The sequence below is a fragment of the Streptomyces xantholiticus genome, assembly GCF_014651015.1.
In the GTDB taxonomy this organism is placed as follows: domain Bacteria; phylum Actinomycetota; class Actinomycetes; order Streptomycetales; family Streptomycetaceae; genus Streptomyces; species Streptomyces xantholiticus.
On record NZ_BMWB01000008.1, the window covers coordinates 219764 to 243228 of the forward strand.

General features: G+C 67.2%; 16 protein-coding genes, 1 tRNA gene and 2 pseudogenes. 3 read left to right on the forward strand and 16 right to left on the reverse strand.

Going from position 1 to position 23465, the window contains the following annotated elements; translation table 11 throughout:
• Positions 1 to 71: 71 nt before the first annotated feature.
• The 13 genes from tuf to IE198_RS15700 form a co-directional block, all read right to left on the reverse strand.
• A complete protein-coding gene (tuf, locus tag IE198_RS15640) occupies positions 72 to 1265 on the reverse strand; it encodes an elongation factor Tu (RefSeq protein ID WP_189886878.1) in 1194 nt (397 codons plus the stop codon).
• Between the two features lie 153 nt (positions 1266 to 1418).
• Complete coding sequence (gene fusA / locus IE198_RS15645) at positions 1419 to 3545, reverse strand: elongation factor G (RefSeq protein ID WP_189886880.1); 2127 nt, start codon at positions 3543 to 3545, stop codon at positions 1419 to 1421.
• Positions 3546 to 3583: 38 nt separating this feature from the next.
• Positions 3584 to 4054, reverse strand: a complete 471-nt coding sequence (rpsG, locus tag IE198_RS15650; protein WP_100108597.1) for a 30S ribosomal protein S7 — start codon at positions 4052 to 4054, stop codon at positions 3584 to 3586.
• 2 nt (positions 4055 to 4056) lie between these two features.
• Positions 4057 to 4428: a 30S ribosomal protein S12 gene (gene rpsL, locus IE198_RS15655; protein ID WP_003948652.1), complete on the reverse strand. Its 372-nt coding sequence runs from the start codon at positions 4426 to 4428 to the stop codon at positions 4057 to 4059.
• 426 nt (positions 4429 to 4854) lie between these two features.
• Positions 4855 to 8754 (reverse strand): DNA-directed RNA polymerase subunit beta', encoded by a 3900-nt coding sequence (locus IE198_RS15660; protein WP_189886882.1) that lies wholly within the window; start codon positions 8752 to 8754, stop codon positions 4855 to 4857.
• A gap of 97 nt (positions 8755 to 8851) precedes the next feature.
• On the reverse strand, positions 8852 to 12337 hold the full coding sequence (gene rpoB / locus IE198_RS15665; RefSeq protein WP_189886884.1) for a DNA-directed RNA polymerase subunit beta: 3486 nt from the start codon (positions 12335 to 12337) through the stop codon (positions 8852 to 8854).
• A gap of 554 nt (positions 12338 to 12891) precedes the next feature.
• Positions 12892 to 13275: a 50S ribosomal protein L7/L12 gene (gene rplL / locus IE198_RS15670; protein WP_100108593.1), complete on the reverse strand. Its 384-nt coding sequence runs from the start codon at positions 13273 to 13275 to the stop codon at positions 12892 to 12894.
• 111 nt (positions 13276 to 13386) lie between these two features.
• Positions 13387 to 13917 (reverse strand): 50S ribosomal protein L10, encoded by a 531-nt coding sequence (rplJ, locus tag IE198_RS15675; protein ID WP_100108592.1) that lies wholly within the window; start codon positions 13915 to 13917, stop codon positions 13387 to 13389.
• Positions 13918 to 14526: 609 nt separating this feature from the next.
• Entirely contained in the window at positions 14527 to 15255 is a 729-nt protein-coding gene (rplA, locus tag IE198_RS15680; RefSeq protein ID WP_189886886.1) for a 50S ribosomal protein L1, read from the reverse strand.
• Positions 15256 to 15334: 79 nt separating this feature from the next.
• Positions 15335 to 15769 (reverse strand): 50S ribosomal protein L11, encoded by a 435-nt coding sequence (rplK, locus tag IE198_RS15685; protein ID WP_189886888.1) that lies wholly within the window; start codon positions 15767 to 15769, stop codon positions 15335 to 15337.
• A gap of 167 nt (positions 15770 to 15936) precedes the next feature.
• Positions 15937 to 16803 carry a transcription termination/antitermination protein NusG gene (gene nusG, locus IE198_RS15690; RefSeq protein WP_189886890.1) on the reverse strand — a complete coding sequence of 289 codons (867 nt, stop codon included), beginning with the start codon at positions 16801 to 16803 and terminating at the stop codon, positions 15937 to 15939.
• A 73-nt stretch (positions 16804 to 16876) separates the two neighbouring features.
• On the reverse strand, positions 16877 to 17164 hold the full coding sequence (gene secE, locus IE198_RS15695) for a preprotein translocase subunit SecE (protein WP_100108588.1): 288 nt from the start codon (positions 17162 to 17164) through the stop codon (positions 16877 to 16879).
• A 106-nt stretch (positions 17165 to 17270) separates the two neighbouring features.
• Positions 17271 to 17343, reverse strand: a tRNA-Trp gene (locus tag IE198_RS15700).
• A 227-nt stretch (positions 17344 to 17570) separates the two neighbouring features.
• Here IE198_RS15700 and IE198_RS15705 point away from each other — a divergent pair.
• The 3 genes and pseudogenes from IE198_RS15705 to IE198_RS36920 all read left to right on the forward strand — a co-directional run.
• The gene (locus IE198_RS15705) at positions 17571 to 18797 is read left to right on the forward strand and encodes a pyridoxal phosphate-dependent aminotransferase (RefSeq protein WP_189886892.1); all 1227 of its coding nucleotides are present in this window, start codon (positions 17571 to 17573) and stop codon (positions 18795 to 18797) included.
• A 149-nt stretch (positions 18798 to 18946) separates the two neighbouring features.
• Complete coding sequence (locus IE198_RS15710) at positions 18947 to 20008, forward strand: adenosine deaminase (RefSeq protein WP_189886893.1); 1062 nt, start codon at positions 18947 to 18949, stop codon at positions 20006 to 20008.
• A gap of 89 nt (positions 20009 to 20097) precedes the next feature.
• Positions 20098 to 20205: pseudogene (locus IE198_RS36920) on the forward strand (epimerase); the annotation flags it as partial.
• Between the two features lie 11 nt (positions 20206 to 20216).
• Here IE198_RS36920 and IE198_RS15715 read toward each other — a convergent pair.
• The 3 genes and pseudogenes from IE198_RS15715 to IE198_RS15725 form a co-directional block, all read right to left on the reverse strand.
• Positions 20217 to 21290, reverse strand: a pseudogene (locus tag IE198_RS15715) (UDP-N-acetylmuramate dehydrogenase); the annotation flags it as partial.
• A gap of 48 nt (positions 21291 to 21338) precedes the next feature.
• On the reverse strand, positions 21339 to 22805 hold the full coding sequence (locus IE198_RS15720; RefSeq protein WP_189886897.1) for an MFS transporter: 1467 nt from the start codon (positions 22803 to 22805) through the stop codon (positions 21339 to 21341).
• A gap of 80 nt (positions 22806 to 22885) precedes the next feature.
• Complete coding sequence (locus IE198_RS15725; RefSeq protein WP_189886899.1) at positions 22886 to 23425, reverse strand: TetR/AcrR family transcriptional regulator; 540 nt, start codon at positions 23423 to 23425, stop codon at positions 22886 to 22888.
• Between the last annotated feature and the right edge of the window lie 40 nt (positions 23426 to 23465).

Genomic DNA, 23465 nt, shown 5'->3' on the forward strand with positions numbered 1-23465 from the left:
CCCGCCGATAAAGGCGGGCCGGGGGCCCTCATATGACGCTCCGTCCGGAGCGGCACAGGTCAGAACAACAATTACTTGTTGATCTTGGTGACCTGGCCGGCGCCCACGGTCCGGCCACCCTCACGGATGGCGAACTTCAGGCCCTCCTCCATGGCGACGGGCTGGATCAGCTCGACGGTCATGGTGGTGTTGTCGCCCGGCATGACCATCTCGGTGCCCTCGGGGAGGGTCACGACGCCGGTCACGTCCGTGGTACGGAAGTAGAACTGCGGGCGGTAGTTGTTGAAGAACGGGGTGTGACGGCCACCCTCGTCCTTCGACAGGATGTAGGCCTGGGCCTCGAAGCTGGTGTGCGGCGTGACCGAACCCGGCTTGATGATGACCTGGCCGCGCTCGACGTCCTCGCGCTTGATGCCACGGAGGAGCAGACCGACGTTCTCACCGGCCTGGCCCTCGTCGAGCAGCTTGCGGAACATCTCGATGCCGGTGACCGTGGTGGTGGTCTTCTCGGTCTTGATACCGACGATGTCGACGGTCTCGTTGACCTTGAGGACACCACGCTCGATACGACCGGTGACGACCGTGCCACGACCGGTGATCGTGAAGACGTCCTCGATCGGCATCAGGAACGGCTTGTCGACGTCACGCTCGGGCTGCGGGATGGACTCGTCGACGGCCTTCATCAGGTCGAGAACGGTCTGGCCCCACTCGGCGTCGCCCTCGAGCGCCTTGAGCGCCGAGACCTTGACGACCGGCAGGTCGTCGCCCGGGAACTCGTACTCGGAGAGGAGCTCACGCACCTCGAGCTCGACGAGCTCCAGGATCTCCTCGTCGTCCACCATGTCGGCCTTGTTCAGGGCGACGACGATGTACGGAACGCCGACCTGGCGGGCCAGGAGCACGTGCTCCTTGGTCTGCGGCATCGGGCCGTCGGTGGCGGCGACCACGAGGATGGCGCCGTCCATCTGGGCGGCACCGGTGATCATGTTCTTGATGTAGTCCGCGTGACCGGGGCAGTCGACGTGGGCGTAGTGACGCGACTCGGTCTGGTACTCGACGTGCGCGATGGAGATGGTGATACCGCGCTGGCGCTCCTCAGGAGCCTTGTCGATCTGGTCGAAGGCCGAGGCCTCGTTCAGGTCCGGGTACGCGTCGTGCAGCACCTTGGTAATGGCGGCCGTGAGGGTCGTCTTACCGTGGTCGATGTGACCGATGGTGCCGATGTTGACGTGCGGCTTAGTCCGCTCGAACTTCGCCTTCGCCACTGGGGTCCTCCTGTGGAGTGGTTCTGTACGCCTTACTCATCGGCGCCAGGTGATCTTTGCTGGGATGCCGGGGCCCGGGGAATTCCCTCCTGGATGCGGAGGGAATTCCCCTTGTGGCTCCGGTGACAAGCCTAAAGCGTGAACCCGGGTGAGTTACTCGCCCTTGGCCTTCGCGATGATCTCCTCGGCGACGTTCCGGGGAACCTCGGCGTAGGAGTCGAACTGCATCGAGTAGCTTGCGCGACCCGAGGTCTTGCTGCGGAGGTCTCCGACGTAGCCGAACATCTCCGAGAGGGGCACGAGGCCCTTCACGACGCGAGCGCCGCTGCGCTCCTCCATGGCCTGAATCTGACCACGGCGGGAGTTGATGTCGCCGATGACCTCGCCCATGTAGTCCTCGGGCGTGGTGACCTCGACGGACATCATCGGCTCGAGCAGCACGGGCGAAGCCTTGCGCGCGGCCTCCTTGAAGGCCTGCGATCCGGCGATCTTGAACGCGAGCTCGGAGGAGTCGACCTCGTGGTAGCCACCGTCGAGAAGAACGACGCGAACGCCGGTCATCTCGTAGCCCGCCAGGATGCCGAACTGCATGGCCTCCTGCGCACCCGCGTCCACCGAGGGGATGTACTCCTTGGGGATGCGGCCACCGGTGACCTTGTTCACGAACTCGTACGAGGCGTCGCCGCCCTCGATCGGCTCGATCGCGATCTGCACCTTGGCGAACTGACCGGTACCACCGGTCTGCTTCTTGTGCGTGTAGTCGTGACGCTCGACGGCCTTGCGGATCGTCTCGCGGTACGCGACCTGCGGCTTGCCGACGTTGGCCTCGACCTTGAACTCGCGGCGCATACGGTCGACGAGGACGTCGAGGTGAAGCTCGCCCATACCACCGATGATGGTCTGGCCGGTCTCCTCGTCCGAGTGAACCTGGAAGGAGGGGTCCTCCTCCGCGAGACGCTGGATGGCGACACCCAGCTTCTCCTGGTCACCCTTGGACTTGGGCTCGATCGCGACCTGGATGACCGGCGCCGGGAAGTCCATGGACTCCAGGATCACCGGGTTCTTCTCGTCGCAGAGCGTCTCACCGGTGGTGGTCTGCTTCAGGCCCATGACGGCGACGATGTCGCCGGCGCCCACCGAGTCGATCTCCTCACGCTTGTTGGCGTGCATGCGGTAGATCTTGCCGATGCGCTCCTTCTTGCCCTTCACGGAGTTCAGCACCGAGGTGCCGGCCTCCAGGCGACCCGAGTAGACCCGGATGAAGGTGAGCTTGCCGAGGTGCGGGTCGCTCGCGATCTTGAACGCGAGCGCCGACAGCGGCTCGGCCTCGGACGGCTTGCGGCGGACGACCTCCTCCGGGTCCTTCACGTCGTGGCCCTCGATGGCCTCGACGTCCAGGGGGGAGGGGAGGTAGCGCACGACCGCGTCGAGCAGGGGCTGGACGCCCTTGTTCTTGAACGCGGTGCCACAGAACACCGGGGTGACCGTGGTGTCGCCGCCCTTGCCGGACGCGATGGTGATACGACGGATCGCGGCGTACAGCTGCTCCTCGGTGGGCTCCTGGCCCTCCAGGTACAGCTCCATGATCTCTTCGTCGTTCTCCGCGACCGTCTCGACCAGCTTGCCGCGCCACTCCTCGGCGGCCTCGGCGTGCGTGGCCGGGATGTCGACGACGTCGTACATCTCGCCCTTGGTGGCCTCGGCGGACCAGACAAGAGCCTTCATACGAACGAGGTCGACGACACCCTTGAAGTCTGCCTCGGCGCCGATGGGGAGCTGCATGACGATCGGGGTCGCGCCGAGGCGGTTCACGATCATGTCGACACAGCGGTGGAACTCGGCACCGGTCCGGTCGAGCTTGTTGACGAAGCAGATACGCGGCACGCCGTAGCGGTCCGCCTGACGCCAGACGGTCTCGGACTGGGGCTCGACACCGGCGACACCGTCGAACACGGTGACAGCGCCGTCGAGGACGCGGAGCGAACGCTCCACCTCGACGGTGAAGTCGACGTGACCCGGCGTGTCGATGATGTTGATCGTGTGATCGACGTCCTCGAGCGGCCAGTGACAGGTCGTCGCGGCCGACGTGATCGTGATGCCGCGCTCCTGCTCCTGCTCCATCCAGTCCATGGTGGCGGCCCCGTCGTGGACCTCACCGATCTTGTAGCTCACACCGGTGTAGAACAGGATGCGCTCGGTGGTCGTCGTCTTGCCCGCGTCGATGTGGGCCATGATCCCGATGTTGCGGACCTTGGCCAGGTCAAGCGAAGTGGTGGCCATATGGCTCAGTCTTCTCTCGGTCTCGATGTGGGTAGCGACTACCAGCGGTAGTGCGCGAAGGCCTTGTTGGACTCGGCCATCTTGTGCGTGTCCTCGCGCTTCTTGACCGAAGCGCCGAGGCCGTTGGAGGCGTCGAGCAGTTCGTTCATGAGGCGCTCGGTCATGGTCTTCTCGCGACGGGCACGGGAGTAACCGACCAGCCAGCGCAGCGCCAGCGTGGAGGCGCGGCCGGGCTTGACCTCGACCGGCACCTGGTAGGTGGCGCCACCGACACGGCGGGACTTGACCTCGAGCGCCGGCTTGACGTTCTCGAGGGCGCGCTTCAGCGTGATGACCGGGTCGTTGCCGGTCTTCTCGCGGAGGCCTTCCATGGCGCCGTAGACGATGCGCTCAGCGGTGGAACGCTTGCCGTTGAGCAGAATCTTGTTGATGAGCGAGGTCACCAGAGGAGAACCGTAAACCGGGTCGATGATGACCGGGCGCTTCGGGGCGGGGCCCTTACGAGGCATTCTTACTTCTCCTTCTTGGCGCCGTAGCGGCTGCGGGCCTGCTTGCGGTTCTTGACACCCTGGGTGTCCAGCGAACCGCGGATGATCTTGTAACGAACACCCGGCAGGTCCTTCACACGGCCACCACGCACGAGCACGATGGAGTGCTCCTGCAGGTTGTGTCCCTCACCCGGGATGTAGGCCGTGACCTCGATGCCGGAGGTCAGACGCACACGCGCGACCTTACGCAGGGCCGAGTTCGGCTTCTTCGGGGTGGTCGTGAACACACGCGTGCAGACGCCGCGGCGCTGAGGGGAACCCTCGAGTGCGGGCGTCTTGTTCTTCTCGACCTTGTCCTGCCGGCCCTTGCGGACCAGCTGCTGGATCGTAGGCACTACTTCTCCGGTTTCTGTGTGCCGTCAGTAAAGCTAACCTGGAACGTCACCGACCCACGCGGTCGGGTGTGTCGAATGCTGCAGACCTCCGCCGAACAGACGGAAGGAACGCAGATTGCGGTGGCCGATATCTGACTCGCCGTGCGGCTGAGGACACGCACACGAGCCCAGGCACACCCCAGGCACAAGGTCTGAGCGTACCTATCGCATGGACTCCGGTCAAAACAAATGCCCGCGCACGGAAACGGCGGGACTCCACGGCCCTCGCACGCGCCGCGGGCCCGTCCCGGACCGGCCCCCGCCCCCTCGTCGCCGGCGCGGGCCGTGCCGGGCGTCCGAGAGGCGCTCTGCGGGCACTGGAGGACCTGCACGGCAACGTGGAAGGGCGGCCACCCCGATGGGGTGACCGCCCTTCCACGCGAACCACTACTGGTTGTACGGACCGTAGTCGTAGTCCTCCAGCGGAACGGCCTGGCCGGAGCCCGTGCCGAACGGGGAGTAGTCGATGTCGTCGTAGCCGACGGCCGAGTACATCGCGGCCTTGGCCTCCTCGGTCGGCTCCACCCGGATGTTGCGGTAGCGGGACAGGCCCGTACCGGCCGGGATGAGCTTACCGATGATGACGTTCTCCTTGAGGCCGATCAGGGAGTCGGACTTGGCGTTGATCGCCGCGTCCGTGAGGACCCTGGTCGTCTCCTGGAAGGACGCCGCCGACAGCCACGACTCGGTCGCCAGCGAGGCCTTGGTGATACCCATCAGCTGCGGACGGCCGGAGGCGGGGTGACCGCCCTCGGTGACCACACGACGGTTCTCGGTCTCGAACTTCGAGCGCTCGACCAGCTCGCCCGGCAGCAGCTCCGCGTCGCCGGACTCGATGATCGTCACACGGCGCAGCATCTGCCGGATGATGATCTCGATGTGCTTGTCGTGGATCGACACACCCTGCGAGTTGTAGACCTTCTGGACCTCGCCGACCAGGTGGACCTGGACCGCGCGCTGGCCGAGGATCCGCAGCACGTCGTGGGGGTTGGTGGCACCCACGGTGAGCTTCTGGCCCACCTCGACGTGGTCGCCCTCGCCCACCAGCAGACGGGCACGCTTCGAGATCGGGAACGCCGTCTCGTCGCTGCCGTCGTCCGGGGTGACGACGAGCTTCTTGGTCTTCTCGGTCTCCTCGATGCGGACGCGGCCGGCCGCCTCCGAGATCGGGGCGACACCCTTGGGCGTACGAGCCTCGAACAGCTCGACGACACGGGGCAGACCCTGCGTGATGTCGTCACCGGCCACACCACCGGTGTGGAAGGTACGCATCGTCAGCTGCGTGCCGGGCTCACCGATGGACTGGGCGGCGATGATGCCGACCGCCTCACCGATGTCGACCAGCTTGCCGGTCGCCAGCGAACGGCCGTAGCAGTACGCACAGGTGCCGACCGCGGACTCACAGGTCAGGACCGAGCGGGTCTTGACCTCCTCCACACCGGCCGCGACCAGCGCGTCGATGAGCACGTCACCGAGGTCGACGTTGGCAGGCGCGATGACCTTGCCGTCGACGACGACGTCCTCGGCGAGCATCCGGGCGTAGACGGAGGTCTCGACGTCCTCGGTCTTGCGCAGGCTGCCGTCGGCGCCACGCTCCGCGATCTTGAGCTTGAGGCCACGGTCGGTGCCGCAGTCCTCCTCGCGGATGATGACGTCCTGCGAGACGTCCACCAGACGACGGGTCAGGTAACCCGAGTCGGCGGTACGCAGGGCGGTGTCCGCCAGACCCTTACGGGCACCGTGCGTGGAGATGAAGTACTCCAGCACGGACAGGCCCTCGCGGAAGGACGCCTTGATCGGACGCGGGATGGTCTCGTTCTTGGCGTTGGACACCAGACCACGCATACCGGCGATCTGACGCATCTGCATCATGTTTCCACGAGCACCCGAGTTGACCATCATGAAGATGGGGTTGGTCTTCGGGAAGTTCGCGTTCATCGCCTCGGCAACCTCGTTGGTCGCCTTGGTCCAGATCGCGATGAGCTCCTGGGTGCGCTCGTCCTTGGTGATCAGACCGCGCTCGTACTGCTTCTGGACCTTCTCGTCCTGCTCCTCGTAGCCCTTGACGATCGCCTTCTTCGCCTCGGGAACGACGACGTCGGAGATGGCCACGGTGACACCGGAACGGGTCGCCCAGTAGAAGCCGGCCGCCTTCAGGTTGTCGAGCGTCGCCGCCACGATGACCTTGGGGTAGCGCTCGGCCAGGTCGTTGACGATCTCGGAGAGCTGCTTCTTGCCCACCGAGTAGTCGACGAAGGGGTAGTCCTCGGGCAGCAGCTCGTTGAAGAGCGCGCGACCCAGCGTGGTGCGCAGACGGAACGAGTCACCCTGCTGCCACTCCGGCTCACCCTCCTCCTGCGCCGGCGGGGTCCAGCCGCGCGGCGGGATGGTGCCGACCGGGAAGCGGATGTCGATCTTCGCCTGGAGCGAGAGCTCCCGGGCGTCGAACGCCATGATCGCCTCGGCGGTGGAGCCGAAGGACCGGCCCTCACCGATGACCTTGCGCTCCTCCTCGTCCGTGGTCAGGAAGAAGAGGCCCAGCACCATGTCCTGGGTCGGCATGGTGACCGGACGACCGTCGGCCGGCTTGAGGATGTTGTTCGAGGACAGCATCAGGATGCGGGCCTCGGCCTGCGCCTCCGCGGACAGCGGCAGGTGCACGGCCATCTGGTCACCGTCGAAGTCCGCGTTGAACGCGGTGCAGACGAGCGGGTGGATCTGGATGGCCTTGCCCTCGACCAGCTGCGGCTCGAAGGCCTGGATGCCGAGGCGGTGCAGCGTGGGCGCACGGTTCAGCAGCACCGGGTGCTCGGCGATGACCTCTTCGAGGACGTCGTACACCACGGTGCGGCCGCGCTCGACCATGCGCTTGGCCGACTTGATGTTCTGCGCGTGGTTCAGGTCGACCAGGCGCTTCATCACGAACGGCTTGAAGAGCTCCAGCGCCATGGCCTTGGGCAGACCGCACTGGTGCAGCTTCAGCTGCGGGCCGACGACGATGACGGAACGCGCCGAGTAGTCGACTCGCTTACCGAGCAGGTTCTGGCGGAAGCGGCCCTGCTTACCCTTCAGCATGTCGCTGAGGGACTTCAGCGGACGGTTGCCGGGGCCCGTGACCGGGCGGCCGCGGCGGCCGTTGTCGAAGAGGGCGTCGACCGCCTCCTGGAGCATCCGCTTCTCGTTGTTCACGATGATCTCGGGGGCACCGAGGTCCAGCAGACGCTTCAGACGGTTGTTGCGGTTGATCACACGGCGGTACAGGTCGTTCAGGTCGGAGGTCGCGAAGCGGCCACCGTCCAGCTGCACCATCGGACGCAGGTCCGGCGGGATGACCGGCACGCAGTCGAGCACCATGCCCTTGGGGCTGTTGGACGTCTGCAGGAAGGCGGAGACGACCTTGAGGCGCTTGAGCGCACGGGTCTTCTTCTGGCCCTTGCCGGTGCGGATGATCTCGCGGAGACGCTCGGCCTCCTCCTCGAGGTCGAAGGACTCCAGGCGCTTCTGCAGCGCCGCGGCACCCATCGAGCCGTCGAAGTACGTGCCGAAGCGGTCACGCAGCTCGCGGTAGAGCAGCTCGTCGCCCTCGAGGTCCTGGACCTTGAGGTTCTTGAACCGGTTCCACACCTCGTCGAGACGGTCGATCTCGCGCTGGGCACGGTCGCGCAGCTGCTTCATCTCGCGCTCGGCGCCCTCGCGCACCTTGCGGCGCACGTCGGCCTTTGCACCCTCGGCCTCGAGCTCGGCAAGGTCCGTCTCGAGCTTCTTGGCGCGGGCCTCGAGGTCGGAGTCGCGGCGGTTCTCGATCTGCTGGCGCTCGACGGAGACGTGGGCCTCCAGCGACGGCAGGTCGCGCGTGCGGCGCTCCTCGTCCACGAACGTGATCATGTACGCGGCGAAGTAGATGACCTTCTCGAGGTCCTTCGGCGCCAGGTCCAGCAGGTAGCCCAGGCGCGACGGAACGCCCTTGAAGTACCAGATGTGAGTGACGGGAGCGGCCAGTTCGATATGGCCCATCCGCTCACGGCGCACCTTGGCGCGCGTGACCTCGACGCCACAGCGCTCACAGATGATGCCCTTGAAGCGGACGCGCTTGTACTTGCCGCAGTAGCACTCCCAGTCCCGGGTCGGACCGAAGATCTTCTCGCAGAAGAGTCCGTCCTTCTCGGGCTTGAGGGTGCGGTAGTTGATGGTCTCAGGCTTCTTGACCTCGCCGTGGGACCAGGTCCGGATGTCGTCCGCGGTGGCCAGGCCGATCCGCAGCTCGTCGAAGAAGTTGACGTCGAGCACTGTGCGTCAATCCCTCTTTCGGGGTCGTGTCTCAATCATGGTCTGAACGGTCCCGGGAATGGCGGGGGCTCCTTCACGGCAGCCCCCGCCAGGCCCGTCAGACCTCTTCGACGCTGCTCGGCTCACGCCGGGACAGGTCGATACCGAGCTCCTCCGCGGCGCGGAAGACGTCCTCGTCCGTGTCGCGCATCTCGATGGACATGCCGTCCGAGGAGAGCACCTCCACGTTGAGGCAGAGCGACTGCATTTCCTTGATGAGCACCTTGAAGGACTCGGGAATGCCGGGCTCGGGGATGTTCTCGCCCTTGACGATGGCCTCGTAGACCTTCACGCGGCCGGTGACGTCGTCGGACTTGATGGTCAGCAGTTCCTGGAGGGCGTAGGCCGCTCCGTACGCCTCGAGTGCCCACACCTCCATCTCTCCGAACCGCTGGCCACCGAACTGGGCCTTACCACCCAGCGGCTGCTGGGTGATCATCGAGTACGGACCGGTCGAACGGGCGTGCAGCTTGTCGTCGACCAGGTGGTGGAGCTTGAGGATGTACATGTACCCGACCGAGATCGGGTCCGGGAACGGCTCGCCGGAGCGGCCGTCGAACAGGTTGGCCTTGCCGGACGACTGGACCAGGCGGTCGCCGTCGCGGTTGGGGATCGTGGCGTCGAAGAGGCCGGCGATCTCGTCCTCACGCGCACCGTCGAAGACCGGGGTCGCGACGTTGGTGCCGGGAGCGACCTGGTCGGCGCCGATGGACTGCAGGCGCTGCGCCCAGTCGTCCGCCAGCCCGGAGACGTCCCAGCCGCGGCTGGCGAGCCAGCCGAGGTGGATCTCCAGGACCTGCCCCGGGTTCATTCGGGACGGGACACCCAGCGGGTTGAGGATGATGTCGACCGGGGTGCCGTCCTCCAGGAACGGCATGTCCTCGATCGGCAGGATCTTCGAGATGACGCCCTTGTTGCCGTGACGGCCGGCGAGCTTGTCACCATCGGTGATCTTGCGCTTCTGGGCCACGTAGACGCGGACCAGCTGGTTGACGCCCGGGGGAAGCTCGTCGCCCTCCTCGCGGTCGAAGACGCGCACACCGATGACCTTGCCGGTCTCGCCGTGCGGCACCTTCAGCGAGGTGTCACGGACCTCGCGCGCCTTCTCACCGAAGATCGCGCGCAGCAGACGCTCCTCCGGGGTCAGCTCGGTCTCACCCTTGGGCGTGACCTTGCCGACCAGGATGTCGCCGGCGACGACCTCGGCACCGATACGGATGATGCCGCGCTCGTCGAGGTCCGCGAGGACCTCCTCGGAGACGTTCGGGATGTCCCGGGTGATCTCCTCGGGGCCGAGCTTGGTGTCACGGGCGTCGACCTCGTGCTCCTCGATGTGGATCGAGGAGAGGACGTCGTCCTGCACGAGGCGCTGCGACAGGATGATCGCGTCCTCGTAGTTGTGACCCTCCCACGGCATGAACGCCACGAGCAGGTTCTTGCCGAGCGCCATCTCACCGTTCTCGGTGGCGGGGCCGTCGGCGAGGACCTGGCCCTCGATCACCCGGTCACCCTCGGAGACGATGACCTTCTGGTTGACCGAGGTGCCCTGGTTGGAGCGGGAGAACTTGGCGATGCGGTACGTGGTGTACGTGCCGTCGTCGTTGGCGACGGTGACGTAGTCGGCCGAGACCTCCTGGATGACACCGTCCTTCTCGGCCTTGATCACGTCACCGGCGTCGGTGGCACACCGGTACTCCATGCCCGTGCCGACGAGCGGGGCCTCCGCCTTGATGAGCGGAACGGCCTGGCGCATCATGTTCGCGCCCATGAGGGCACGGTTGGCGTCGTCGTGCTCGAGGAACGGGATCATGGCCGTGGCCACCGACACCATCTGGCGCGGCGAGACGTCCATGTAGTCGACCTCGGTCGGCGGGACGTAGTCGACCTCGCCGCCACGACGGCGGACCAGCACGCGCGCCTCGGTGAAGCGCAGTTCGTCGCTCAGGGTGGCGTTCGCCTGGGCGATGACGAAGCGGTCCTCCTCGTCGGCGGTCAGGTAGTCGACCTCGTCGGTGACCTGGCCGTCGGTGACCTTGCGGTACGGCGTCTCGACGAAGCCGAACGCGTTGACCCGGCCGTAGGACGCGAGCGAGCCGATCAGACCGATGTTCGGGCCTTCAGGGGTCTCGATCGGGCACATGCGGCCGTAGTGCGACGGGTGCACGTCACGGACCTCGAAGCCGGCCCGCTCACGGGAGAGACCACCCGGACCAAGAGCCGACAGACGGCGCTTGTGGGTGAGACCCGACAGCGGGTTGTTCTGGTCCATGAACTGCGACAGCTGGCTGGTGCCGAAGAACTCCTTGATGGAGGCGACGACCGGCCGGATGTTGATCAGGGTCTGCGGCGTGATCGCCTCGACGTCCTGGGTGGTCATGCGCTCGCGCACGACGCGCTCCATACGAGCCAGACCCGTACGGACCTGGTTCTGGATGAGCTCGCCGACATTGCGCAGACGACGGTTGCCGAAGTGGTCGATGTCGTCGGTCTCGACGACGATCTGGGTGCCGGACTCGCCCACCGTCTCGGTCTCGCCGGCGTGCAGCTTGACCAGGTACTTGATGGTGGCGATGACGTCGTCGGTGGTGAGCACACCGGCGTCCAGCGGCTCGTCGGCGCCGAGCTTCTTGTTCACCTTGTAGCGGCCGACCTTGGCGAGGTCGTAGCGCTTCGGGTTGAAGTAGAGGTTCTCGAGCAGCGTCTGAGCGGCCTCACGCGTCGGCGGCTCGCCCGGACGCAGCTTGCGGTAGATGTCGAGCAGCGCGTCGTCCTGGCCCTGGGTGTGGTCCTTCTCCAGGGTGGCGCGCATCGACTCGTACTCGCCGAACTCCTCGAGGATCTGCTCGGTGGTCCAGCCGAGCGCCTTGAGCAGCACGGTGACGGACTGCTTGCGCTTGCGGTCGATACGGACACCGACCATGTCGCGCTTGTCGATCTCCATCTCCAGCCAGGCACCCCGGGACGGGATGATCTTGGCGGTGAAGATGTCCTTGTCGGACGTCTTGTCGATGGAGGAGTCGAAGTAGACACCCGGCGAGCGGACCAGCTGGGACACCACGACACGCTCGGTGCCGTTGATGACGAAGGTGCCCTTGTTGGTCATGAGCGGGAAGTCGCCCATGAAGACCGTCTGGGACTTGATCTCGCCGGTCTCGTTGTTGGTGAACTCGGCGGTGACGAAGAGCGGGGCCGCGTACGTGAAGTCGCGCTCCTTGCACTCGTCGATCGAGTTCTTCGGGGGCTCGAAGCGGTGGTCGCGGAAGGTCAGCGACATCGACCCGGAGAAGTCCTCGATCGGGGAGATCTCCTCGAAGATCTCCTCCAGACCGGACTTCGTGGGGACGTCCTGTCCGCTTTCGAGAGCCGCCTCGACACGAGCCTTCCATGCGGCATTGCCGAGCAGCCAGTCAAAGCTCTCGGTCTGCAGCGCAAGGAGGTTCGGAACCTCGAGGGGCTCCTTGATCTTTGCAAAGGAGATGCGCAGCGGGGCAGTGCTGGCGCCGTTGTTCGTATTCGCGGTCGAGGCGTTGCGCGAGGCGGCCAAGAGGGGGTCCTTCCGAGGGCTCGGACTCACTACGCGCGTACCGGTCCCCTGCTGTGCACGGAGGGAGAAACCCCAGCTGGGGCTGTTCTTCATCCGATGCTCAGACACGGGCATGCCCCTGGTGACGGGCAGAGGGCAGCTAACAGGCAGCGCAAAGGGTCAGTGTAGCCACTTGGCACACTGATGTCCAGTGCGGGTTTTCGAGACCCTCGAGACCCTCGTTTTTCTCATCTCCGCTGCGAACCCATGCGCCGTGAGGCGCACATCGATACTGCCCGTTCGGTCGCCGATCCATGCCTCGGAACGTGGATCGCCTCGACGACGCGTCCTGAGAATTGCGCGATGCGTGCGGTTCGTCAAGGCCCCTGTCCCTGAGCTGCTGCTCCGGGACCGTCGTCTGCCGCCGTGAGGGGCGCACGGCGAAGATCACCATACTCCCCGGAGGGGGAAGATCAAGGCAGCCTCGGCGGGTATGCCGAAGGGCGACCACCCAGTTGGATGATCGCCCTTCGGTGTGCGTGCGTTACGCGCGGCGAGTCAGAGACTCGACGAGGTCACTTGACCTCGACGGAGGCGCCGGCGGCCTTGAGGGACTCGGCAGCCTTGTCCGCGGCCTCCTTGGCGACCTTCTCGAGGACCGGCTTCGGGGTGCCGTCGACGAGGTCCTTGGCCTCCTTCAGACCCAGCGAGGTCAGCTCACGCACGACCTTGATGACCTGGATCTTCTTCTCGCCGGCGCCGGTGAGGATGACGTCGAACTCGTCCTGCTCGGCAGCGGCCTCGACCGGGGCGCCCGGGGCGGCAACGCCGACAGCGGCGACCGGAGCGGCGGCGGTGACGTCGAACTTCTCCTCGAAGGCCTTCACGAACTCGGAGAGCTCGATGAGGGTCATCTCCTCGAACTGCGCAAGCAGGTCGTCCTGGGACAGCTTCGCCATGATGGCGTCCTTCCACTCATTCGGCTGGTGCCGATGTACATGTGAGGCGGGCGTACGTTCGGCCCGCTGCGACCGGCGCCTCAGGCGGCGTCGGTCAATGCGCGAGCCGAGTTACTCGGCACCGCCCTGCTCGGCCTGCTTGGCACGAAGCGCCTCCGCGGTGCGGACGAACTTCGAGGGAAGCGCCTGGAAGAGCGCGGCAGTCTGGGACTGCTTGCCCTTCATGGCGCCCGCCAGCTTGGCGAGCAGAACCTCGCGGGACTCGAGGTCCGCAAGCTTCTTGATCTCATCGGCGGACAGCGCCTTGCCATCAAGGACACCGCCCTTGATGATCAGGTTCGGGTTGTCCTTGGCGAAGTCACGAAGACCCTTCGCCGACTCCACCGGGTCACCGGTGATGAAGGCAACCGCCGTCGGACCATTGAACTGGTCGTCGAGCGTGTTGATCCCGGCCTCGTTGGCCGCAATCTTGGTCAGCGTGTTCTTCACCACGGCGTACTGGGCGTTCTCACCGAGCGAACGGCGCAGCTGCTTGAGCTGAGCCACGGTGAGACCCCGGTACTCGGTCAGCACGGCGGCGTTCGAGCTGCGGAACTGCTCCGCGAGCTCGGCCACCGCGGCAGCCTTGTCGGGCCTTGCCATAGAGCGTCGGCCTCCTTCCGGGTGATGAGGACCGCTCAGAAGGGGCTGAACAAAACGAAACGCCCCGGCGCAGGCGCACGGGGCTCAGCTCGACCGGAATCGCTTCCGGGAACTTGCTTCCAGAGTCACCTGCGCGGGTCGTCCGCTGCTGAGCGGATCCTTCGGCCACCGGACCCTCGGAAGGAGAGCACGGCAACGACCAGCGGTCTTTGGCTTCTCAGGGAGAGTACGGGAACGGCTCCCGCTCACGCAAATCGGGTCATCCGCAGCGCCGGCCGCCCTCGAGAGCGGCGAGACCACGGAACCCCGAGTGCATCGGCCCGTAGAAGACCCACAGCGTGGACACCCGGCCTCCAGGGGCTCCCTCACGGTCGCCGAGATGATGGAAGACCAACACCCCGCTCGACGTCCTCACGGACGGGGAGCGGGAAGCTGCCGGCCGGCACCGAGAAGTCCGCCGTCGAGGCTACGACGAACACCGCCGATGTCCGGCCGACGAGGACGGCCGGTAAACATGGACAGTCGAAATGAACCGGCCCCCACCGCTCCGAGGAGCGGTGGGGGCCGGTCGCACAGCACGCGTGCCCGTCAGGGCCCCGGTCGTCGGTCTCAGACCGCGGCCGGGTCCTCCTCGACGAGGAGGTTGCGGGTGCGGTTGGAGTCCAGCGGGATGCCGGGGCCCATCGTCGTGGTGAGGGTCGCCTTCTTGATGTAGCGGCCCTTCGCGGCGGACGGCTTCAGACGGAGGATCTCCTCCAGCGCCGCCGCGTAGTTCTCGACCAGCTTCGTCTCGTCGAAGGAGACCTTGCCGATGATGAAGTGCAGGTTCGAGTGCTTGTCGACACGGAACTCGATCTTGCCGCCCTTGATCTCGGTGACGGCCTTGGCGACGTCCATGGTGACCGTGCCGGTCTTCGGGTTCGGCATCAGGCCACGCGGACCGAGCACGCGGCCGAGGCGGCCGACCTTGCCCATGAGGTCCGGGGTGGCGACAACCGCGTCGAACTCGTTCAGGCGGTTGCCCTTGGAGATCTCGTCGATCAGTTCGTCGGAGCCGACGATGTCGGCGCCCGCGGCTTCCGCGGCCGCAGCACGGTCACCGGTCGCGAAGACCAGGACCCGGGCGGTCTTGCCGGTGCCGTGCGGAAGGTTGACGGTGCCACGGACCATCTGGTCGGCCTTACGCGGGTCAACGCCCAGACGGAAGGCGACCTCGACGGTGCCGTCGAACTTGGTGGCGGCGGTGTCCTTGGCGAGACGGACGGCCTCGAGCGGGGCGTAGTTGCGCTCCCGGTCGACCTTGGCGTCCGCAGCGCGGAGGGTCTTGCTGCGCTTCACTTCTGCTCCTGATGTGTTGAGCGTGGAGTCGTGGTCCGGGCCAGCGCTTGGCCCTGCCACTGGGGGCTTGCGGGGGCGGTCAGCCCTCGACCGTGATGCCCATGGAACGGGCCGTGCCGGCAATGATCTTCGACGCGGCGTCGAGGTCATTGGCGTTCAGGTCGGGGAGCTTCATCGCGGCGATCTCGCGGACCTGGGCAGCCGTCAGCTTGGCGACCTTGGTCTTGTGCGGCTCGCCGGAGCCCTTGTCCGCACCCGCGGCCTTGAGGATCAGCTTGGCGGCCGGCGGAGTCTTGGTGATGAAGGTGAAGGAACGGTCCTCGTAGACCGTGATCTCCACCGGCACGACCATGCCACGCTGCGACTCGGTCGCGGCGTTGTAGGCCTTGCAGAACTCCATGATGTTGACGCCGTGCTGACCGAGCGCGGGGCCGACCGGCGGAGCCGGGTTGGCCGCGCCGGCCTGGATCTGGAGCTTGATGAGCCCCGTGACCTTCTTCTTCTTGGGAGGCATTGCTCTCTCCGGGTCCTAGTGAGAGTTTTCCGCCTGCCACCCGATCATCCGGATGGAGGCATACCGCACAACGATAACGGGTATTGATGCGCGGCCAAAAACCGAGCAGGTCAGACAACCTGCGAGAGGCGGTCTGACCTGTTCGGAGGTCTTGCGTCCAGAAGCGGCTAGTTCTTCTGGATCTGGTCGAAGCTCAGCTCGACCGGGGTCTCGCGGCCGAAGATCTCGACGAGGCCCTTGACCTTCTTCGAGTCGGCGTTGATCTCGTTGATCGTGGCCTGCAGCGTCGCGAACGGGCCGTCGGTGACGGTGACCGAGTCGCCGACCTCGAAGTCCAGCACCTGGACCTCGACCTTGCGGGCCGGAGCCGGCTTGCCCTCGGCCTCCGCGGCCTCGCGGGCGGCCTTCTCCTCGGCCTCGGGAGCGAGCATCTTGACGATCTCGTCCAGGGTCAGCGGGTACGGGTCGTAGGCGTTGCCCACGAAACCGGTGACGCCGGGGGTGTTGCGGACGACGCCCCAGGACTCGTTCGTCAGGTCCATGCGGACGAGCACGTAACCGGGCAGCTTGTTCTGCCGGACGTTCTTGCGCTCGCCGTTCTTGATCTGGACGATCTCTTCCTCGGGCACCTCGGCCTGGTAGATGAAGTCCTCGACGTTCAGCGAGACGGCGCGCTGCTCCAAGTTGGCCTTCACGCGCTTCTCGTAGCCCGCGTAGGTGTGGATCACGTACCACTCGCCCGGGAGGCCGCGGAGCTCGTCGCGGAGGGCGGTGATCGGGTCGACGGGAGCCGCCGGCTCCTCCTCGGCCTCGGCCGGCTCCTGCGCGTCCGCGGACTCGCCGGTCTCGGCGGCCTCGTCGTCGTTCTCGACGTGCAGCGCCTCTTCCTCGGCCGGCTCGCCCGCCACGGAGTCGGCAACTTCGGCCTGGTCCGGCTCCACGGCGTCCGCCGCCTCGACGATGTCGAGCTCGTCCTCGGCGGACTCGAAGCTCTCGCCGGAACGGTCGGCGTCGTTCAGGTTCGGGTCAGACACGGTGGCTGCTTCTTCCTGGATACAGATGGGTGGAACATGCGAAAGGGGCGCCGAGTCCGGCGCCCTCCGCGGATCAGCCGAAGACGTACTTGACGGCTTCCTGGAAGCCGAAGTCGAGCGCGAGCACGATGCCGATCATGATCACAACGAAGATGATCACCACTGTGGTGTACGTCGTCAGCTGATTACGAGTCGGCCAGACGACCTTGCGCAGCTCGGCGACGATCTGGCGGTAGAAGAGACCGAGGCGACCGAGCGGGCCCTTCTTGCCCCGCTTGCCACCCTTGCGGTTCTTCTTCTTCGACTCGGGAGTCTCATCCTCGGCATCAGGCATGTCGATGGAGCCTACGGCGTCCGTCACGATCTCTCACCTGATCCCGGGTCGTGGCCGTGCCGCGCCCGGATGAGCCGCACGGCGGTGCATAGAAGTACGTACATGCGCACACAGTCTGGCGAAGTGTGTGTAGCAGGGCCGGAGGGACTTGAACCCCCAACCGCTGGTTTTGGAGACCAGTGCTCTACCAATTGAGCTACGACCCTTTGTGGATCCCCAACCTACCGCATCCGCCCGGATGCACTAAGTGCCCGGCTCGGACGTGGCTGATGAGGGCCAACAGCCAGTGAGTGTACGTGTTCCCAGGCCCGGCGTCGAACACAAAGCCCCGCCGTCCGTTTCCGACCGGCCCGGCCGCCCATCGTTGACCGGTTCTGTCCGCTACTCGAAACCTGTGTGCCGCCTCTGTTTGCGGTCTGCGAGCATGGGCCGCATGAGCGCTGCAACCCCTCCCACCGAGCGCCGGGTCTCCGCGCGCATCGGCGCGATCTCCGAGTCCGCGACCCTCGCCGTCGACGCCAAGGCCAAGGCCCTCAAGGCCGCAGGGCGTCCGGTGATCGGCTTCGGCGCCGGCGAGCCCGACTTCCCGACGCCCGGCTACATCGTCGAGGCGGCCGTCGAGGCGTGCCGCAACCCGAAGTACCACCGCTACACCCCGGCCGGCGGTCTGCCCGAGCTGAAGAAGGCCATTGCGGAGAAGACGCTCCGCGACTCCGGCTACGAGGTGGACCCGGCCCAGATCCTGGTGACCAACGGCGGCAAGCAGGCGATCTACGAGGCGTTCGCCGCGATCCTCGACCCGGGTGACGAGGTCATCGTCCCGGCTCCGTACTGGACCACCTACCCCGAGTCGATCCGGCTTGCGGGCGGTGTCCCCGTCGATGTCGTGGCCGACGAGACCACCGGCTACCGCGTCTCCGTGGAGCAGCTGGAGGCGGCGCGCACGGAGAAGACCAAGGTCGTCCTCTTCGTCTCGCCGTCCAACCCGACCGGCGCCGTCTACAGCGAGGCCGACGCCCGCGCGATCGGCGAGTGGGCCGCCGAGCACGGTCTGTGGGTGCTGACCGACGAGATCTACGAGCACCTGGTCTACGGCGACGCGAGGTTCACCTCGCTGCCCACCCTCGTCCCGGCGCTGCGCGAGAAGTGCATCGTGGTCAACGGCGTCGCCAAGACGTACGCCATGACCGGCTGGCGCGTGGGGTGGATCATCGGCCCGAAGGACGTCGTCAAGGCCGCGACCAACCTGCAGTCGCACGCCACGTCGAACGTCTCCAACGTGGCGCAGGTCGCCGCCTTGGCCGCCGTCTCGGGCAACCTGGACGCCGTGGCCGAGATGCGTGAGGCCTTCGACCGCCGGCGCCAAACGATCGTGCGAATGCTGAACGAGATCGACGGTGTGGTCTGCCCGACCCCCGAGGGCGCGTTCTACGCATACCCGTCGGTGAAGGGCCTGCTGGGCAAGGAGATCCGCGGACAGCGTCCGCAGTCCTCCGTGGAGCTCGCGGCCCTGATCCTCGACGAGGTCGAGGTGGCCGTCGTGCCCGGTGAGGCCTTCGGCACGCCGGGCTATCTGCGCCTCTCGTACGCGCTGGGCGACGAGGACCTGGTCGAGGGCGTGTCCCGGATCCAGAAGCTGCTGGCCGAGGCGAAGGCCTAGAGCCGCCGGCGCACTCGATCGAGCGGCGTCCGTCCCTGACCGGGGCGGGCGCCGCTCAGGCGTTTGCGCAGGCCGTTCCTTCGTCCGGACAAGAACCCGATCGTGGAAACCCCCTGTCGGGCGGCGGCCACCTGGGGCAGGATCACTCAATGCCGTCCTCTTCAGGGGAACACCCCCCCAACCCCCCGTACGTACGAGACGTCAGCCTGCTGCCGAAAGCCCATCTGCACCTGCACTTCACCGGGTCGATGCGGCACACCACCCTGCTGGAGCTCGCCGACAAGCACGGCGTGCACCTCCCCGAGGCGCTGACCGGGGCCGAGCCCCCGAAGCTGCGGGCCACGGACGAGCGGGGCTGGTTCCGCTTCCAGCGGCTGTACGACATGGCCCGCTCCTGCCTGCGTGACGCGGAGGACATCCAGCGGCTGGTGCGCGAGGCGGCCGAGGAGGAGATCAAGGACGGCTCGGGCTGGCTGGAGATCCAGGTCGACCCGACGTCGTACGCACCACGGCTCGGTGGGCTGATCCCGGCCCTGGAGATCATCCTCGACGCGGTGGACACCGCGTCGAGGGAGACCGGGCTCGGGATGCGTGTCCTGATCGCGGCGAACCGGATGAAGCACCCGCTGGACGCCCGTACCCTGGCCCGGCTCGCGGTCCGCTACGCGGACCGGGGCATCGTCGGATTCGGGCTCTCCAACGACGAACGGCGCGGCATGGCACGGGACTTCGACCGCGCGTTCGCCATCGCGCGGGAGGGCGGCCTGCTGGCGGCTCCGCACGGCGGCGAACTGACCGGCCCCGCGTCCGTACGGGACTGCCTGGACGACCTGCGTGCCTCCCGGATCGGCCACGGCGTACGGGCCGCGGAGGACCCGCGTCTGCTGCGCAAGCTCGCCGAGAAGGGCATCACCTGCGAGGTGTGCCCCACGTCGAACGTTGCGCTCGGGGTGTACGAGAAGCCGGAGGACGTGCCACTGCGAACGCTGTACGAGGCCGGCGTCCCGATGGCCCTCGGCGCCGACGATCCCCTGCTCTTCGGCTCCCGGCTGGCGGCACAGTACGAGCTCGCCCGCCGCCACCACGGCTTCACGGACGCGGAACTCGCGGACCTTGCCCGCCAGTCGGTGCGGGGTTCCGCGGCGCCGGAGGAGACCAAGGAGAAGCTGCTCGCCGGGATCGACGATTGGCTGACCGGGCCGGCGGCCTGAAGGCTCCTGTTCAGCGCGGGTCGTCGGCGACGGCGACACCCCGCAGCAGGGTGCGGGCGGCGGCCGCGAAGGTGTCGAGAGGCTGCGACGGCTTGCGGCGCAGCGCCCGGTCGATCGGGCGGGCCGACGTGGCGCACGCGATGCTTTCGATGACCCACGACCCCGCGACGCCCGAACAGGGCTTGGGCGTCGCCTATCGAGGCAGGCGCTACAGGCTGACGCCGACCGTCACCGGCTCGTTGACCAGCGTCACGCCGAACGCGTCGCGCACCCCTGCCACAACCTCACGCGCCAGGGCCAGCAGGTCCTCGGTGGTGGCCTCTCCACGGTTGGTGAGGGCCAGCGTGTGCTTGGTCGAGATCCGGGCCGGCCCGGAGCCGTAGCCCTTGGTGAAGCCGGCCTTGTCGATCAGCCAGGCGGCAGAGGTCTTGGTGCGGCCGTCGCCGGCGGGATAGGCGGGCGGGGCGACCCCGTCGCCGAGCCGGTCGCGTACGCGGGTGAGGAAGGTCTCGTACTCGGCCGCGGTGAGGATCGGGTTGGTGAAGAAGGACCCGGCCGACCAGGTGTCGTGGTCGTCGGCGTCCAGGACCATGCCCTTGCCCGCGCGCAGCCCGAGCACGGTCTCGCGGGCGGTTGCGGCCGGGACGCGCTCCCCCACCTCGACCCCGAGGGCACGGGCCGTCTCCGCGTACCTCACGGGGGCGGACAGGCCGCCCGCGTCCTCCAGCCGGAAGCGGACGCGCAGCACGACGTAACGGTCGGGGTCCCGCTTGAAACGGCTGTCACGGTAGGCGAAGCCGCAGTCGGCGTTCGCCAGGACGACCACCTCACCGCTGCGGCGGTCGTACGCGACGACCTCCGTGATCGTCGACGAGACCTCCTGGCCGTAGGCGCCGACGTTCTGGATGGGGGTCGCACCCGCGGAGCCGGGGATGCCGGCGAGGCATTCGACGCCGGCGAGGCCGGCTTCGACGGTACGGGCGACGGCGTCGCTCCACGTCTCCCCGGCAGCCAGCTCCAGGCTGGTCCCGCTCAGCTCGTAACCGCGGGTCGCGAGGCGCAGTGCGGTGCCGTCGAAGCCCTTGTCGCCGATGACCAGGTTGCTGCCGCCGCCGATGATCAGCAGCGGCGCGCCGGCCTCGTCCGCCTCGCGCACGGCGGCGATCACCTCGTCGTCGGTGGTGGCCACCAGGAGGCGGGTCGCGGGGCCCCCGAGCCGGAAGGTGGTCAGGGGGGCGAGGGGGGCGTCGTGAAGTTCCTGCACGGGGACAAGGGTACGGTCCGTGGCCCTGCCGCTCGGGCGGGGCCACGGACCGTGAGAAAGACCGGGTCAGACCGCGACCGGCGCGCGGTCGTCGTCGGCCCCGGTGTGGGCGGCGGCCGCCGGCTCGATCACGGGACCGCGCGGTGGGGTGCCCCTCTTGTGGATCAGCAGCGCGACCAGGGCGGCGAGGGCGAGCACCCCGGCGCCGATCCAGACCGCGGGGACCGTGCCGTCGGAGAAGGCCTGCGGCGACTCGTAGCCGCCCCGGGCCGCGAAGACCGCACCGAGCACCGCGATCCCGAGGGCGCCGCCGACTTCGCGGAGGGCGTTGTTCGCCCCGGAGGCGATGCCCTGTTCCGAGGAACGGACGCTGGACATGACCACACTGGCGGCGGGCGCGAAGTAGAGCGCCATGCCGACGCCGGTGATGACGAGCGCGGGCAGCAGCTGGGCCGCGTACGAGACTCCCGGTTCGAGGACTAGCGCGAAGAGCGCAAGGCCGATCGCCTGGAGCGCCAGTCCGGTGGCGACCACCGGGCGTCCGCCGATCCGGTCGGAGAGGATGCCGGCGACCGGGGCGACGAGCAGCGACATGCCGGTCCAGGGGAGCATCCGCAGCCCCGCCTCGGTCGGCGAGTAGCCGGCGACGCCCTGGAGGAACTGGCTGATCAGGAAGATCGAACCGAACATCCCCAGGAACATCAGCAGACTCGCGATGTTGATGCCGAAGAAGGCGCGGCTGCGGAACAGGCTCATCGGCAGCATCGGGTTCCTTGCGACGGAGCCGTGCCATGCGAAGGCCACCAGCAGCACGGTGCCAGCGATCAGGCAGAACAGTATCCGGGTGCTGGTCCAGCCGTCGCTGTTGCCGTTGACCAGCGCGTAGACGATACCGAAGAGGCCTCCGCTGACCAGGAGGGTGCCGGGGACGTCGAGCCGGGCGTTCGGGGCATAGGACTCGTGCAGACGCAACCGGGCGAGGGGAAGCAGCAGGAGGCCGATCGGTACGTTCAGCCAGAAGATCCACTGCCAGGAGATGTGCTCGGTGAGGCTGCCGCCGATGAGCGGGCCGGTGGCGACGGCGACGCCGGTCAGGGCGCTGAAGATGCCGAGCATGGCGCCACGGCGTGCGGCCGGGACGGCGGCGGTGAGCAGGGTCAGCGTGAGCGGCATCATGATCGCCGCGCCGACGCCCTGGACGGCGCGGGCCGCGATGAGGGCGTCGATACCGGTCGCGAAGGCAGCAGCGGCGGACGCTCCGGTGAAGACCGCCAGGCCCACGATGAACAGCCTGCGGCGGCCGAAGCGGTCACCGAGCGCCGCGCCGAACATCAGCAGCACGGCGAACGTGAGCGTGTACGCGCTCACCGTCCACTCCAGGTCCTCCAGGGCCCCGCCGAGGTCCTCGCGGATGGAAGGCAGGGCGGTGGTGACGACGAGGTTGTCGAGGGCCGCCATGAAACCGGCGACGCTGGTGATGGCGAGGGTCCAGACGGCGCCGGGGCGCCGTCCGGGCTGCTGGTTCTGGTTCACTGCTCCCCCAGGGGGTTAGTTATTGATGACTAACTTTTGCGGGCGTAGAAACACACCGGACCGCCTTCATGAATCCACGCTCACTCCTCGAAGCTGGACCAGATGCGGTGCTCGGCGGGAAAACCGAGCGAGACAAGGACGTTGATGAGCATGCCGTAGGCGAGGAAGGTCGTGGTCTCGCCGATATCGGCGCCCAGGTGGAGATGGACGTCGTCCCACAGCTCCAGCCAGCCGGCTCGCACCTGCTTGCCGAACTCGTGGTCGCCCGCCGCCTCGGCGGCCGCCACCGCGACGTACATCTGCATCTGCATCAGCAGCTTCTCGGGGTCGTCCGCGATGAGGCGCTGGTAGGCGGCGGCCATCGCATCGAGGGCCTCTTCACCCTCCAGTCCCTCGGCGGCCTCCCCGAAGACGTGCCGGGTGTCCGCGAGGCATCGCGCGGACGCCGCGAGGAAGATGGCCTGCTTGTTGGGGAAGAGGCGGAAGAGGTAGGGCTGCGAGACTCCGACACGCTTGGCGATGACCTCGGTGGAGGTGCCGTTGTAGCCGGCGCGGGCGAACTCGGTGATCGCCGCGCGAATCACGCTCTCGCGTCGCTCTTCTGCGCTCATCCTGACCATGCGACTAAGTTATTGGCCAATCACTAATCAAGTCAAGGGG

Excerpts from the sequence above, each read along its gene's own strand:
- fusA (WP_189886880.1), bottom strand. The coding sequence starts at position 3,545 with ATGGCCACCACTTCGCTTGACCTGGCCAAGGTCCGCAACATCGGGATC.
- rpsG (WP_100108597.1), bottom strand. The coding sequence starts at position 4,054 with ATGCCTCGTAAGGGCCCCGCCCCGAAGCGCCCGGTCATCATCGACCCG.
- rplL (WP_100108593.1), bottom strand. The coding sequence starts at position 13,275 with ATGGCGAAGCTGTCCCAGGACGACCTGCTTGCGCAGTTCGAGGAGATG.
- rplJ (WP_100108592.1), bottom strand. The coding sequence starts at position 13,917 with ATGGCAAGGCCCGACAAGGCTGCCGCGGTGGCCGAGCTCGCGGAGCAG.
- rplK (WP_189886888.1), bottom strand. The coding sequence starts at position 15,769 with ATGCCTCCCAAGAAGAAGAAGGTCACGGGGCTCATCAAGCTCCAGATC.
- IE198_RS15705 (WP_189886892.1), top strand. The coding sequence starts at position 17,571 with ATGAGCGCTGCAACCCCTCCCACCGAGCGCCGGGTCTCCGCGCGCATC.
- IE198_RS15710 (WP_189886893.1), top strand. The coding sequence starts at position 18,947 with ATGCCGTCCTCTTCAGGGGAACACCCCCCCAACCCCCCGTACGTACGA.
- IE198_RS15725 (WP_189886899.1), bottom strand. The coding sequence starts at position 23,425 with ATGGTCAGGATGAGCGCAGAAGAGCGACGCGAGAGCGTGATTCGCGCG.